This window comes from Bacillus atrophaeus, assembly GCF_039519175.1.
GTDB classification, from domain to species: Bacteria; Bacillota; Bacilli; order Bacillales; family Bacillaceae; genus Bacillus; species Bacillus atrophaeus.
Genome location: NZ_CP154443.1, coordinates 679,581 through 694,357 on the forward strand (window position 1 = coordinate 679,581; position 14,777 = coordinate 694,357).

Annotated in this window: 11 protein-coding genes and 1 pseudogene; 2 read left to right on the forward strand and 10 right to left on the reverse strand. The window is 42.0% G+C overall.

Annotation, left to right across the window (positions count from 1 at the left end):
* Nucleotides 1–31: 31 nt before the first annotated feature.
* The 7 genes from tuaD to AAHT65_RS03590 form a co-directional block, all read right to left on the reverse strand.
* A complete protein-coding gene (gene tuaD, locus AAHT65_RS03560) occupies nt 32–1,417 on the reverse strand; it encodes a UDP-glucose 6-dehydrogenase TuaD (RefSeq protein ID WP_343310989.1) in 1,386 nt (461 codons plus the stop codon).
* Between the two features lie 44 nt (nt 1,418–1,461).
* The gene (gene tuaC / locus AAHT65_RS03565) at nt 1,462–2,667 is read right to left on the reverse strand and encodes a teichuronic acid biosynthesis protein TuaC (RefSeq protein ID WP_258728225.1); all 1,206 of its coding nucleotides are present in this window, start codon (nt 2,665–2,667) and stop codon (nt 1,462–1,464) included.
* Nucleotides 2,664–4,112 carry a teichuronic acid biosynthesis protein TuaB gene (gene tuaB, locus AAHT65_RS03570; RefSeq protein ID WP_343311501.1) on the reverse strand — a complete coding sequence of 483 codons (1,449 nt, stop codon included), beginning with the start codon at nt 4,110–4,112 and terminating at the stop codon, nt 2,664–2,666. Before tuaB ends, tuaC begins: the two co-directional genes overlap by 4 nt.
* A 51-nt stretch (nt 4,113–4,163) precedes the next feature.
* Nucleotides 4,164–4,823 carry a sugar transferase gene (locus AAHT65_RS03575; protein WP_151290141.1) on the reverse strand — a complete coding sequence of 220 codons (660 nt, stop codon included), beginning with the start codon at nt 4,821–4,823 and terminating at the stop codon, nt 4,164–4,166.
* 220 nt (nt 4,824–5,043) lie between these two features.
* Complete coding sequence (locus AAHT65_RS03580; protein WP_106033799.1) at nt 5,044–6,534, reverse strand: N-acetylmuramoyl-L-alanine amidase; 1,491 nt, start codon at nt 6,532–6,534, stop codon at nt 5,044–5,046.
* Between the two features lie 43 nt (nt 6,535–6,577).
* Nucleotides 6,578–8,695 carry a SpoIID/LytB domain-containing protein gene (locus AAHT65_RS03585; protein WP_343310990.1) on the reverse strand — a complete coding sequence of 706 codons (2,118 nt, stop codon included), beginning with the start codon at nt 8,693–8,695 and terminating at the stop codon, nt 6,578–6,580.
* 31 nt (nt 8,696–8,726) lie between these two features.
* Complete coding sequence (locus tag AAHT65_RS03590) at nt 8,727–9,026, reverse strand: hypothetical protein (protein ID WP_277713971.1); 300 nt, start codon at nt 9,024–9,026, stop codon at nt 8,727–8,729.
* Nucleotides 9,027–9,213: 187 nt separating this feature from the next.
* Here AAHT65_RS03590 and AAHT65_RS03595 point away from each other — a divergent pair, with 187 nt between their 5' ends.
* Entirely contained in the window at nt 9,214–10,140 is a 927-nt protein-coding gene (locus tag AAHT65_RS03595; RefSeq protein ID WP_343310991.1) for a LytR family transcriptional regulator, read from the forward strand.
* A 45-nt stretch (nt 10,141–10,185) separates the two neighbouring features.
* On the opposite strand, the gene wecB is transcribed toward AAHT65_RS03595, so the two are convergent.
* On the reverse strand, nt 10,186–11,328 hold the full coding sequence (gene wecB / locus AAHT65_RS03600) for a non-hydrolyzing UDP-N-acetylglucosamine 2-epimerase (RefSeq protein WP_315916041.1): 1,143 nt from the start codon (nt 11,326–11,328) through the stop codon (nt 10,186–10,188).
* 274 nt (nt 11,329–11,602) lie between these two features.
* Here wecB and galU point away from each other — a divergent pair, with 274 nt between their 5' ends.
* Nucleotides 11,603–12,481 (forward strand): UTP--glucose-1-phosphate uridylyltransferase GalU, encoded by an 879-nt coding sequence (gene galU, locus AAHT65_RS03605; RefSeq protein WP_088118081.1) that lies wholly within the window; start codon nt 11,603–11,605, stop codon nt 12,479–12,481.
* 100 nt (nt 12,482–12,581) lie between these two features.
* On the opposite strand, the pseudogene tagH reads toward galU, so the two are convergent.
* Nucleotides 12,582–13,790 (reverse strand): annotated as a pseudogene (tagH, locus tag AAHT65_RS03610) (teichoic acids export ABC transporter ATP-binding subunit TagH); the annotation flags it as partial.
* A 19-nt stretch (nt 13,791–13,809) separates the two neighbouring features.
* Nucleotides 13,810–14,637, reverse strand: coding sequence for a teichoic acids export ABC transporter permease subunit TagG (tagG, locus tag AAHT65_RS03615; RefSeq protein ID WP_088118083.1), 828 nt, complete (start codon nt 14,635–14,637; stop codon nt 13,810–13,812).
* Between the last annotated feature and the right edge of the window lie 140 nt (nt 14,638–14,777).

Consider the following 14,777-nt stretch of genomic DNA (forward strand, 5'->3'; position numbering starts at 1 on the left):
AAAGCATTCAAGCTGAAACCTTTTATCTTTTTTATATATTTACGCTTCTAAATTCCTTCGCCATCTCCTCAATCAGACAGGCAGGGAAATAGTGATCAAGAGATTCAGAACCTTGAACCGATGGACGGCCGATTGAATGGTAGATGTAGCCGGCAGCCCGCATCTCTTCAAGTGAAAATAGATTTCTCCCGTCAATGATGATCGGCTGTTTTAAGAGCGTTTTGGCTTTGACCAGCTCCATCTCTTTCACCTCAGGCCAATCCGTTAAGATCAGACATGCATCTGTATCGCTGATCGCGTCATACAAATTTGTACTGTACTCGATCTGTTCTCCTAGAATAGATGACGCTTCCGGAATGGCAATTGGATCGTATGCTTTTACACAGGCGCCAAGCTGCTGAAGCAGCGGAATCACATCGAGTGCGGGAGCCGAACGAACATCATTTGTATGCGGCTTGAATGCCAAACCGAGAACGGAAATGGTTCTTCCTTTTAAATCCCCCATAACGTTCAGTAACTTATCTACTATGTGAACCCGCTGTTTTTCATTTGTTTCTATGACGGCTTCAATCAGCTTAAACGGATAGCCGGCTGATTTAGCAATTTGAAGCAATGCGGTTGTATCTTTCGGGAAGCATGAACCGCCGAAGCCAATGCCCGCTTTTAAAAACTTTCTTCCGATCCGGCTGTCGAGCCCGACGCCGTCCGATACTTTTGAAACGTCCGCTCCCACCCGTTCGCAGATGTTCGCAATGTCATTGATAAACGAAATCTTTGTGGCTAAAAATGCGTTTGCCGCGTATTTAATCATTTCCGCGCTTTCCAAGTTTGTTTTGATGATAGGCGTATGGAAGGGCTGGTGCAGATCTTCAATGATAGACGCTGCTTTGTTGCTTGTTGCGCCAATGACCGCGCGCTCCATGTTCATCGTGTCGTGTATCGCCGAGCCCTCCCGAAGGAATTCAGGATTGGACACGACATCAAACGGGCACTTTCCCTTTGAGGCCTTTTGGATAATAGAATGAACAAGTTTCCCTGTCCCGACCGGCACCGTGCTTTTGTTTACGATTACTTTATAGCCGTTGAGATGTTCCCCGATCGTTTTGGCTGCGGCTTTCACATACGTTAAGTCAGCCTCGCCGGTTTTAGACATAGGCGTTCCCACAGCGATATAAATAATGTCGGCCTCTTTTACAGCGGACGGTATCTCATTTGTGAAAGACAGGCGCTGTTCTTGGACGTTCTTTTCGACTAAATCAGCAAGACCCGGCTCATATATCGGGATTACTCCGTTCTTCAGGCTTCTGATTTTTGACTCGTCAATATCACAGCAGACAACCTTATTTCCAATTTCAGCAAAACATGTTCCCGACACTAGGCCTACATACCCGGTTCCAATCACAGCAATCTTTTTCACTACCAATCATTCCTCTCTTTTGCGAAATGAACTTTTCTTACTCTTTAGCTTGGACGTTGTCGCTCTGCTTTAAACTGTTCCTCCTGAGCTTGAATGACTGCCTGGTAACGGTCACGCAAGGCCATTGCATTCTTACTCGCGTCATATTCAGTGCGGATGGTTTGATATAAGTCAGCTGAGACATCCGGCTTCCAACCATCTTGATCTGCATAAGAGACAATCGCATTCGATAAAGCAAGTGATGATTTCGGCTCAATCAGTAAATGCCTGTGATCTCCGAATAAGGAACCTGCTCCGCCTACATCCGTGCAGATGACCGGAACTTGAAGCGAGAGCGCTTCGATGACAACAGTCGGCATTCCCTCACTGTAGGAAGGAAGCACAAACATATCAGCCGCAAGAAGATATTCCTTTACCTTTTGATTCGGCACTTGGCCTGTTAGGATGATTTTGTCCTTGTGCTCAAGCATTGATTTGGCCGGTCCGTCACCTACAAAAACGGCGGTAAATCGCTCATCCAGTGAATCGGTTGCTTCCGCCAACTCGAATACGCCCTTCTCTTTGACAAGCCTGCCAATATAGACGAGCAACTTTCGATCCTGCGGCAGCCCCAGTTTTTTTCTGATTTCATGCTTTGGCATTTCGTTTTCTTGGAACCTGCCGAGCTGTATGCCGATTGGCAGGACGGTGCTGTTTACCCCTGTCAGCTTTCTTGTCTGCTCTTGCAGCTTGGGGCTTACGGCAAGGACATCTGCCGCAGATTGCACCGCAGTCCGGAAAGCTTTGTACGCTCCCTTGCTGTAATGCGGGTAGATATTGACATCACTGCCATGCAAGGTCAGCATATAGGGAATTCCCAGCGCCTGTGAGACAATAGCCGCTGTTCCGCCTGATGGCATCGCAAAGTGCGCGTGTATCAGTTCGGCATTTAAGCGGTTTTTTCTGATGGTGCGCAAGACGGAAGCTGCAATTCTTCTGTGCGGCTGCGCCCATTTTAACTGGCCCGGCAGCGCTTGATACAACGGCCGATATACCGGAATCCCTTTTCGTATTTCATATTCCGGTCTTGCATCCTTTTTACGGTATGCTTTTTTCAGCATACGCACCGGTGCCGGGTGAAAAGGCCTTGGGCATATGACGGTAATGTCAATCCCAAGCTTATAAAGCTCTTGTGCCTGAGTTTCATGAAAAACACCCTCACCCGGTTTTTGAGCGCTCGGATAAACGCTTGTAATCCATAATATTTTCATGACAAACGCCCTTTTCGTAATTTGCTTTTCATTTGCGGATACGCTTTTATTAAAAGAAACAGATAGCACAGGGCGCCTGCGCCGACAGAAATCGCCAGCCGCAGCTCAGCATTCAGGCTGAATCGCCCTCCCCCGTAGCTTGCGCCAAATGCGATGGCCGCCATTGCAGCCGTAATGAGGAGGGGCTTAGACACGGCTTGAAAATAGGCAGCCAGCTGTAATTTGATGACATATGACAAAAGCCAGCGGCCGATCATAAAATTCAAGACGCTGATAAATGCATAGACCCAAGCCACCGTCAGCAGATTACCTGTCTGCACTGCCGCATACAGCGAAACTCCGTACAGCAGCATAACCCCGAAGTCCCAATAAAACGTCAAATCCGCTCTTCCTTTCGCAAGAAGCACAGACCCATTCGGATTCATCAGCACGCGCAGGACGCCGACAATGGCAAGGACGTTCAGAACGGGAACCGCGACAAGCCATTTGTCTCCGAAAACTGTTGCAATAAATGCGTCTGATACGGACACAAGGCCGATAAGCAGCGGAAATGAGACAAGTGCCAGCATCTTTGTCATATTGAGAAAGCCTTCTCTGATCACGCTGTTTTCATGTTTGTTTTTTGCAAACACAGGAAAAGCCACTCTCGTTATAATCGGGTTAATTTTTAACACAGGCATTGTCACGATTTGATAAGCTAGATTATAAATTCCCAGCGCCTCCGCTCCGATAAAACGCCCGATTAAAATCATGTCAATATTGGAACCCAAACGGTTCACAAGCCTTGATGATAGCTGAAATGCTCCAAATGAAAAGAAATCTCCCATTCCCCGCAGATCAAAAACAAGGGAAGGACGCCACTTTTTTCGATATACAGCCCAGAATAAGATTCCTTTGCAAGACTGCAAAATGACTTGTGAAATGACATAGGCGAGTATCGCATCCATCATAAAAACTGATATCGCTAAATAACCAAAAGCCGCCACATTTGAAACAATCTCTATTTTGCTTAACGTATTAAATTGCAGATGTTTTTGAAGCATATACTGATATTGCTGTCCGACCGGAGCAATCACAAACATAATCGCCAAAATTCTAATCAGGAAGGTGAGTTCCTCCCGCTGATAAAATTCCGCAATCACGGGGCTGCATAAGTAAAGAATCACAAACAGCAAAAGGCCGGTCATGATATTGAGCCAATACAAGGTGGACATCTGACGCTTTGTGGCATCATCTTTTTGAATCAGCGCGGCGCCAAACCCCATATCAAGCACGATTTGGGCAAAAACAGCAACCGTTGTGATCATTCCGACAAGCCCGAATTCTGTTAAGGTCATCATGTTTCCGAGCAAGGCAAACTGAACGATTTGAATAATCGTGATGAATGCTGTTGATAAACTTGTCCATTTTGCGCCGCTCAAAATCTGGTTTGTAATACTTGGCATTGTTTTCCCTACTTCTTTTTTAAGCATCAGCTTGATGACACATTCAGGCCATTATCTTGCGCCATCACCTGTGCAAACCACTTTACAAGTTTTTAACATAATCTTCAATTCCAGCGTAAAGGTCAGGTTGCGGATATAATATAAGTCAAATATCAGCTTTTCCTTCGGTGTCATTTCGTAACCCCCATTTACCTGAGCCCATCCGCTTAAACCCGGCTTAACCGCCAGCCTCTGCGTAAATCCCGGGATTTCCTCTTGGAATTTTTTCGTAAACACAGGGCGTTCGGGACGCGGACCGATCATACTCATCTCGCCGCGAAGCACATTGAACAGCTGAGGCAGTTCATCAATCCGCGTTCTTCTTATAAAGGCCCCGACCCTTGTCACACGGGGATCTTGTTTCTGCGCCCACATCGCACCCGACTTCTCAGCATCTATTTTCATAGAACGAAGCTTATAAAGTTTGAAAGATTTCCCGCCTTTTCCTACGCGCTCCTGTGTATAAATCGCAGGGCCCGGCGTCTCCAGACTGATTAATATAGAAAACACAGCTATCATCGGCAGTGCTGCCACTAACCCAACCAGCGCAAACAACACATCCATCACGCGCTTAACAGCCAAATAACGAGCCGTTTTTCCCGATAAAGCACCAATACTCCCTTGCTGCTTTAAAAACTCGTAACTCACATCCATGCTTTTCTCTGCACCCACTGACACACACCTCACGATTTGTTGGGGATGTTTATGATGACCTATGCCAGTCAGTTTAGCAGACGGATGTAAACTGGTTGTAAAGGGTATGTTAAGAAGTGTGAATTACTTTTGTTTTCTGAAAACTTTTATTGGATTCAGCATATTTTACGAGTGCTTGAATTTGTTTTTTTCCGAAAAAAAGAGACACATCTGTTTTCAGATGTGTCTCTTTTTCTTTTTATCTATAATAGGAAACCGTTCCGTCATGTACCGCTTGGGCAGCCTTATCTTTATATACGGCCTGCTTCAGTTTACTTGCGTCCGCTTTGTTTGTGATAAAAGCAGTTTCAACTAGGACACTTGGCATCTTTGAATATTTGATGACGTAGAAACCCGCTGTCTTGACCCCGCGGTTTTTAGTTCCTAGTCTGCTGGCGATGTTCGGCTGAATCTGTTCAGCTAAACGTTTGCTGTTTGTTGCTTGATATGTTGAATCATAATAGGTCTCGCTTCCATTTGCAGATGAATTATCATTTGCATTTGCATGAATGCTGATGAATAAATCCGCATTAGCAGAGGCTCCTTTATTTACTCTTTCCTGTAAAGAATAAAAAGTATCATTAGATCTGGACATTACAGGAAGAGCGCCGGAGGCATTTAACTTTGAATTGATTCTTTTCGCAATATCAAGGTTCACATCTTTCTCTAAAAGGCCGTTTCCGATTGCTCCTGAATCTTGGTCTCCGTGTCCAGGGTCGATAAAGATTGTTTTACCTACTACAGGATTTTTTAACTGATTAGCAACTTTTGAACTGACAGCAGGTGTGTTTCCGATAACTGTAAAGCTTGTCATGTTTTTATTTCCGATTACTTTGCGTGCACCGGCAGATAAATTTTCACCATTTGTCAGAATAAGAGATTGTTTTTTCTTCGCTGCCAATGTAGCTCCGGCAATTGAATCAGGGTAACTGAACCCATTGCTCACATAAACATTGCTTGTTGATAAATTAAGCTTTTGAACAATATTAGCTGCTAGCTCGTACCTGTTTGAGCCGCTAATTCTTGTCGGGGACGGAAGTTTTTTATACACCGTGTTGTTGATGCTTCCTGTACCTCCCGCAACGACAGAACTGGTTATTCCTTTAGATTTAATAGCTCCCGTTGTCGCACTATTGATTGACGTTTTGTTTGTAAAAAGGATTGGATAGCCGTTTTTTGCTGCATAAGGAATAATCGCGAGTGCGTCAGCATATAAAAAACCATTTACAATAACGGCTTTTGATGCAGATTTCATTTCTTTCGCTACTTTTGCCGCTGTATCATAGCGGTTGCTTCCTGCTATTCGTTTAATACTGATTCCCATGCTTTTAATTTGATTAGCAGTATTAGAGGAAACGGCTGGCGTACCGCCCACAATAATTACATTGGTTGTCTTTAACTCTTTTAACCGAGTTTTTGTTTCGGATGATAGATTTTTAGTATTTGTATAAAGAAGCGGTGCATTCTTTTGATATGCAAGCGGCGCGGCTGAGATGGCATCAGCATAAGAAGCTCCTCCCACTATCACCGCTGTACTGGCTGTCGAATACATCTGCTTAGAAATTTGAACGGCAGTACCGTACCTATTGCTTCCACCGACTCTTTTGACCGTATTATCGGCCAATGCTGATGGTATAAACAAAACGAGTCCCAAAAAACACATGGCTAGGACTTTGAAATAAGAACGCAATTGTATTTCCTCCTTAAATGGCCTTTTATGACAGAAGCTTTGACTAGTAATTTGTCAGAGTTGTGCCGGGATAATAAAATTTCAAAATTGTACTGTATGAATCTCCAGATTCTGCGCGTGCTTTTGCTCCGTATTGACTCATTCCAATTCCGTGCCCATAGCCCTTGCCGCTGATTGTATATTTAGACGTATCTTTCTTCACAGTGACATAAGTGCTTTTAAAAGCAGATGCGCCAATCATTGTCCTCAGTTCAGTTACCGGAACCGTAATGGTTGTGCTTTTATTTGAATCATAGGAACCCGTGCTGTTCTTGACGATATAATTCACTTTTAGAGATGCGGTTTTTGCGCGCTGCCCTTGTGTCGTTCCGCTAAAACTCAAATCTTCTATACTTTTAATTTTTAAAGAAGCTGCACTTGTTTCTTTGTTTTTCATAATCCAATTCTTGATTCCCGCAAGCTGAGCAGAATTGGTTTCATTTGTTGAAGACCACCAAGAAGCAGGTTTATTTAAATCAAGTGAATTGGTGTCAAGCTGCTGTTTAGATAGCGTTAACGTCCATGTTGATTGCGGGTCTTTCGTATCTTTTTTCGCAATCAGGTAAGGTACGCTTGAGGCCCAAACTTCGTTACTGGCTTCTGTATATCCTCCGTTACTAGATGAATAAGCGGCTGTAATAAGAGAACCATTATATTTAAGCACTTTGCCCTTTGTCTGCTCTACAGCTTTAGTTGAATTCGCATTCCAGCTGTAACCTCCATATACCTGAAAAGCAGTTGTATCTGCCACAGTACTTCCGGCCTTTGTGATGGAGTATGTTCTTGCAGCCACCGATTGCGCCTTTAAAGCTTCAAGCGACCAGCTGGCAGGCATTTCATTCGGAACAACGCCTTTTAAATAGTCCTCAAACGGAATATTTTCATTTACCGGTCTAATATATTTGCTTGATTCAATAGAAAAATTGACCGTTCCAAGATACTCTTTTCCATTAAGGCTTATTCTATTGGATGTTGAGTATGTTTCCGGTTTGATCCTTAGGGAATTGCCGTACGGTTTGATATTTTCCAGATTCAATTTCCCATTGCTGATATTTAAGTTGTAATTGGTTCCGCCAGCTAAATAAAACTCATCAGCAAGTGTATTTTCGACATTAGCAGAAATTGAACTTGTGCTTCCGATAAAGTCGTATGCATATGTAGCCTTTTCTTTTGTAATTGTTTTTGCAGCTGCCGGAACAGCATCTTGTTTGATATATAAAATTTGGCTGTTTTTCTTTGCGGCCAGCGACGCGCCTACCAAAACGTCAGCATACTTTGTTCCGTTCGTCATTACGACTTTATCAGCCTTCAACTTTAATTGATTAATAATATTTGCAGTTAGTTCATATCTGGTAGACCCAGGTATCCTCTGTACAGTTGAAGTTTTTTTAATTTGATTTTCTACATTATCACTTACACTGAATGAGCTGCCGATAATCAATACTTGTTTTGGCAAATCATAGTCTGGCAGTTTATCTTTTTCAGTCAGCAATATAGGATAGCCATTTGCCGCCGCATAAGGAGCAATGGCCAAAGCGTCTTGAAATACATTTCCGGTAACCACAATGGCTTTATCATAATTACCCATCTGTTTAGCAATATTCTGAGATAAGACGTAGCGATTTTTTCCGCTTATTCTTTTAACGGCACCGTAATTTTTAAGTTTGTTCTCTACATCTTTCGAAATACTCTTTGCCCCGCCAATAACTAAAATGTTGTCTGGCGCAAATTTAGCCAGCTGTTTTTCCGTCGTTTTAGTTAGAGTGTCAGGCTGTGTAAATAGCACTGGGGCATCTAGTTTTTTTGCCAAAGGAATAACAGGAAGAGCATCAATAAATACATCACGATTGATGATAATAACCGTATTAGGGTTAGACCACTGGCTGCTGGCAGCAAGAGTAGCTGTTTCATATCGTGACGCCCCTGCAAAACGGTCTGTTACAGACACGTTATCTCCCGTGACTTTATATGATCCCGTCGGTGAAAGGGTAATGCTCGATTTATTTCCTATATAATTAGTCAGTTTCACTGAAATCTCTGAATCCGCTGCAAAAGAAACAGCTGGAATGCACAGTAACAACACAGCGAGAGAACAGCAAATCAGTTGTTTACAACATTTCAAAATTGCGGGTTCCTCCTTTTTTTAAACAGTCTTAATTTGTAGGTTCGATGTCTTTTAGCAGAAGTTGCCCTTTTTCCGTTTCTTGATACTTTACTGTTACTTTTTCGCCATCTTTCAGATTCTCAATATCACTTGCAGAATCATCAGTGATATCCAGACTTACAGGTTCGTTATCTACTGTGATTTCAATCGTGTGAGTATCCGCTTGGCCTACGTAAACTCCTTCTTTTGTTTCAATATTCTCTGCATCCTCACCTTCGCTTGCGTTTTTATCGACTCCGCAGCCTGCAAGAAGCAGTATTACGAACATAAATCCTATTATTTTCTTCATTTTTCTTCACCTCATATTTTTTATCGTCATATATTAAAATATTTTAAAGAAAAATTAAGATTACTGCGAAACTTTTTTTTGTCCTCTTCGACTATATGTAGATGTAAATTCTTCTCAAAAAAAGAGTTGTATTTATTGGAAAACTAATTCTATAATCAAATTAACTGAACAGATGGGGTGCAAATGGATGAGAAATGAACGGAGAAAAAAGAAAAAGACCATATTAATGGTCATATTGACGATCATTGGGATTTTCATTCTAGGAACAGGCAGCTACGCTTATTATTTATGGCATAAAGCAGCATCTACGGTGTCCAGTATTCATGAGGATATCAACAAATCCAAAAAACGGGATTCAGAAATAGATATAAACAAAAACGATCCGTTCTCCGTTTTAATTATGGGTGTGGATGAACGCGAGAACGATAAAGGACGGGCCGACACGCTGATTTATATGACAGTTAACCCGAAAACAAAGACCACGGATATGGTCAGTATTCCGCGTGATACATATACCGAAATCATCGGCAAAGGCACAATGGACAAAATCAACCATTCATACGCATTCGGCGGTACTCAAATGACTGTTGATACTGTTGAAAACTTCTTGAATGTCCCTGTCGATTATTTTATTAAAGTGAATATGGAAAGCTTTAAAGACGTGGTAGACACGCTTGGAGGCATCACAGTGAACAGTAAACTGGCCTTCAGTTATGACGGATATTCCTTCGGCACTGGAAAAATATCTCTAAACGGCAATGAAGCACTCGCTTACTCACGAATGAGAAAAGAGGACCCAAAAGGGGACTTTGGCCGTCAAGACCGGCAGCGCCAAGTGATTGAAGGGATTATCAATAAAGGGGCAAATATTTCTTCAGTAACGAAGTTTGGCAATATGTTTAAGGTTGTGGAGAACAACGTAAAGACGAACTTAACATTTGATGATATGTGGGATATCCAATCAGGCTACAAGGATGCCCGGACAAATGTCACACAGCATGACCTGAAGGGTGAGGGCACTAAAATTAATGGTGTCTACTATTATAAAATAAACGAAAACGCGCTATCCAGTATTACAACAGAACTAAAAGACAGTCTTGGTTTAGACAGCTAGAACAAAAAAAGAAGCTTTGCATGATTACATGCAAAGCTTCTTTTTTTATAACTCTGTAAATGAATCAGGCTGTTCATCCCGATAACCATAGTGATACAGCAGTTTCTCCGCAATTCGGCGGGATGCCTGGCCGTCACCGTAAGGATTCGAGGCCTGGGACATTCTCTCATATTCCTGACTGTCAGTTAACAGTTGTTTCGCCAGGTGATAGATTGTCTCCTCATCTGTACCCGCCAGTTTCAGCGTACCCGCTTTTACCCCTTCAGGACGTTCAGTCGTATCACGAAGCACAAGTACCGGCTTGCCAAGCGACGGCGCTTCCTCCTGAACTCCGCCGGAATCTGTTAAAATGAAGTGTGCTTTTGATGCAAAGTTATGAAAATCGATGACCTCCAATGGTTCTATCAAATGCACTCTGTCTAAATCTCCGAAGTGCTTCGCAGCCGCTTCCCGAACAGCTGGATTCAGATGAACCGGGTAAACGACTTGAACATCATGAAATTCCTCTACAATACGGCTGATCGCCTTAAACATATTTTCCATCGGCTGGCCTAAGTTCTCTCGGCGGTGAGCAGTCAGCAGAATCATTTTGTCTTCACCTAATCGGTCGAGAACGGAGTGTGAATAGCCTTCACGCACAGTCGTATTCAGAGCGTCAATCGCCGTATTTCCGGTAACAAAAATGGTCTCTGGATTTTTATTTTCCCGCAGCAGATTTTGCATCGCCTGATCGGTAGGCGCAAAGTGCAGATCAGCGATAGACCCTGTCAGCTGACGGTTCAATTCCTCAGGAAATGGAGAATATTTATTGCCTGTTCGCAGCCCCGCCTCTACATGCCCGACGGTAATCTGATGATAAAATGCTGCAAGGCTCCCGGCAAAGGTCGTGGTTGTATCGCCATGCACAAGCACAATATCAGGCTTGATTTCATTAAATAGCTTGTCCAATTTCAAGAGCGCATTAGACGTAATTTCTGACAGCGTCTGCCGCTCCTTCATAATATTCAAATCATAATCAGGTTTGATGTGAAAAGCTTCAAGCACCTGATCCAGCATTTGTCTGTGCTGGGCTGTTACTGTCACATAGGATTCTATCTCTTGATATTTCCTTAATTCGAGAACAAGCGGCGCCATTTTTATTGCTTCCGGGCGCGTTCCGAAGACTGTCATAATTTTTAGCTTTTTCATTTTCTTCACCTGTTTTCTTGCATACTGTTTTGCACTGAATCATTCGTCTTCCTATATGGTCTCATTCTACACTAAACTCTTCTGCAGTTAAAATAGATTTAATTTATAAGCTTAGGTAAAAACTTGTTTAAAACTGGTTTTTCTTATATGATTGAATGTGTTAACTATACAAAAAACGGGTATATACGAGGTAGCCTTAATAGCTAGAAATCTTCGTATAGCCATTCGAAGATTTGATGATCATATTATTTACATAAAGGAAGGTGCTACACCATTGAAAAAAGTACGTAAAGCCATTATCCCTGCTGCAGGGCTTGGAACAAGATTCCTGCCTGCCACAAAAGCAATGCCGAAAGAAATGCTTCCGATTGTCGACAAACCAACCATCCAATACATTATTGAAGAAGCGGTAGAAGCCGGTATTGAAGACATTATCATCGTAACCGGAAAAAGTAAAAGAGCGATTGAAGACCACTTTGATTTTTCACCTGAACTTGAAAGAAACCTTGAAGAAAAAGGGAAAATTGAACTGCTTGAAAAAGTCAAAAAAGCTTCTAACCTGGCAGATATTCATTACATCCGCCAAAAAGAGCCTAAGGGTCTTGGACATGCTGTTTGGTGCGCCCGTAACTTTATCGGGGACGAGCCGTTTGCCGTTTTGCTCGGGGATGATATCGTTCAGGCAGAAACACCGGGATTACGCCAGCTGATGGATGAATACGACAGAACTCTTTCTTCTATTATCGGCGTACAGCAAGTACCAGAAGAGGATACACACCGTTACGGTATTATTGATCCGCTGACAAGTGAAGGGCGCCGCTACCAGGTTAAAAACTTTGTTGAAAAACCTGCACCAGGCACAGCGCCTTCCAACCTTGCAATCTTGGGACGCTATGTGTTCACACCTGAAATCTTTATGTACTTAGAAGAGCAGCAAGTCGGCGCAGGCGGAGAAATCCAGCTGACAGATGCGATTCAAAAACTGAATGAGATCCAGCGCGTGTTTGCTTACGATTTTGAAGGAAAGCGTTACGACGTTGGTGAAAAACTCGGCTTTATCCAAACCACTCTTGAGTTTGCGATGCAAGATAAGGAACTTCGCAGCCAGTTGATTCCGTTTATGGAACAATTAATGAATAAAGGTGAAAAATAAAGTGATAAAAAAGCTATTGGAATAACATCCAATAGCTTTTTTTACATTTACCTTCAGCTACGGGCTGAAGGCTGCTCCATACGGAACATCCTTTTCATCACTTCACTTCTGTTGCAACCGTGCTTTTGTCTATAAAATAAGTGTGATTTTTGAATTTTATTTTTGCTGCTTGTTTACTTTTAGAAATGACTGTAACCTCAGTGCCTAAAGAAAGTGTAACTGATTCTTTTTCTTTCATCTGTTGATCTTTATACACAGCCGTCTTATCTTTTAGAATAAAGCCTTGTTTATTTACCTTTTTGAGGCTCTCTTTTGACTGGCCTTTGACATCGGTTTGATCCTTTTTCACTTCATTCTGCGGAATCGCCCCGAAGGTTGCAAGTGTCCGAAGCGGAGTGTTTACAAACATGGTTAGAGCTGCACATACTAGCAACACCGACAAAATTGTAATTTGAATAGTGTTAGCCAGTGATTTTTTCTTTTTCTTCTTCTCAATAGGGACTAATTCCTGCTGTTCAGGAGCAGCTTTCTTTCGCTCCGTAATTTGCTCTTTTTTATATTTGTCTTTCTCTTTTTTCGAAAGCTTATTAAACCAGTCAATAAAAGCTTTATATTCTTTTACAACTGTCTTTGTATCGTCAAACATTCTTAACTCACCGTAGTGCATCCAGGCAACACGATCACACATTTTTTCAATCTGACCAATGGAATGACTGACGAAAAAGATAGTCTTTCCCTGATTTTTAAATTCAGTGATTCGATCCACACATTTCTGATAGAACGTCTGATCTCCCACTGACAATGCTTCATCAATAATTAAAATATCAGGGTCCATATGAACGGATATCGCAAAACCGAGACGGGATTTCATTCCGCTTGAATAATTTTTTACCGGCTGACTAATGAAATCTCCAATATCAGCAAATTCAACAATACTATCGTACATGTGGTCGATCTCTTTATTGTTTAACCCCATCATTAAACACTTAAGTCTGATATTGTCGCGGCCCGTCAATGCATTATTTAAACCGGCTGAAATTGCAATAAGCGACGGCTGGCCGTTCATTTCAATTTCACCGCTTGACGGCGGGATGATTTTAGCCAGCAGGTTCGACATCGTTGATTTTCCTGACCCATTTATGCCAACAAAGCCGATCGTCTCTCCTTCATACACATCAAAGGAGACATTCCGCACAGCAAAAAAACCATTATCCTTATTCGGAAAAAACAATCCTTTGATCTTGTCCGATTGTTTTTCATACAAGTGATACTGCTTTGAAACATTTCGAAACGAAACTTTTAGTTTCATCGTACAATCTCCTTACGTATTAAAGAAAGTCAACAAACTTGTCTCTGAATTTCATATGCAGGATTGAGCCTACAGTTAATAAAAGTAATGTAAACAGCCAGAAATACAACATGTATTTTACATCTTGGAAGAACCATTGGCCATCCAAAAAGCTGTTTCGAAATCCGTCAATTATATAGAAAAGTGGATTCAGTTTAACAATCGGCAATAATTCAGGATGGTTTGTCCCAAGTTTGTCGGATATATCCCAGAATATCGGCAGCAGGAAAAACAAAAGTCTTGTCACAGCCTGAAGTAAAAACTGATAATCCCTGATCAATACGCTGATTGTCGAATTAAATAAACTGAATGCAAATAAAAATGCAATCATACAAATAAAATAATAAATATATTGTAACCAATGAAGGCCCGGATAAATACCGCATGCCAACAATACAATGACGTAAATAGCCGTCATGATAAAATAACTGACCATGTTAGCCGCGATAGCAACTGAAGGCAAGGAACTGATTGGGAAATTCATCTTGGCCACCATCTTGATCCGTTTAAAGACACTATTCGAGCCGTCTAATATGGTCGGACTGATAAAAAACCAAGGTATCAGGCCTGCAAGCATCCAGACAATAAAAGGAACTTCCCCAGCTCCTGTGGCCATTGCACCGCCTTTTCGTATCCCTAATCCAAAAACAAACCAATAGGCCAACATTTGAATGAGTGGATTTAAAAACTGCCACAGCACACCTAAATAATTCATTTGATATTTAGATTTCGTTTCGTAAGCCGCCAAACGCAAAATTAAAGGAAATGACGTTATTTGCTCTTTCAGTATTTTAACTAAAGCATTCATTTTTTATCTTCCTTAGACTTAGTTGATTTTGGGATCTTTCTGTTTAAGAAAATCGAAAGCACCGCTGATAATTGTAACAGATAATGAGTTTTTTTTCACTTCTCAGTAAGGTTCAAAAAGCTGCCGAGGCCTCGACAGCT

Coding starts and splice junctions, on each gene's coding strand:
- wecB (WP_315916041.1), bottom strand. CDS start 11,328: ATGAAAAAGCTAAAAATTATGACAGTCTTCGGAACGCGCCCGGAAGCA.
- tuaB (WP_343311501.1), bottom strand. CDS start 4,112: ATGCCAAGTATTACAAACCAGATTTTGAGCGGCGCAAAATGGACAAGT.
- tuaC (WP_258728225.1), bottom strand. CDS start 2,667: ATGAAAATATTATGGATTACAAGCGTTTATCCGAGCGCTCAAAAACCG.
- tagG (WP_088118083.1), bottom strand. CDS start 14,637: ATGAATGCTTTAGTTAAAATACTGAAAGAGCAAATAACGTCATTTCCT.
- AAHT65_RS03595 (WP_343310991.1), top strand. CDS start 9,214: ATGAGAAATGAACGGAGAAAAAAGAAAAAGACCATATTAATGGTCATA.
- AAHT65_RS03590 (WP_277713971.1), bottom strand. CDS start 9,026: ATGAAGAAAATAATAGGATTTATGTTCGTAATACTGCTTCTTGCAGGC.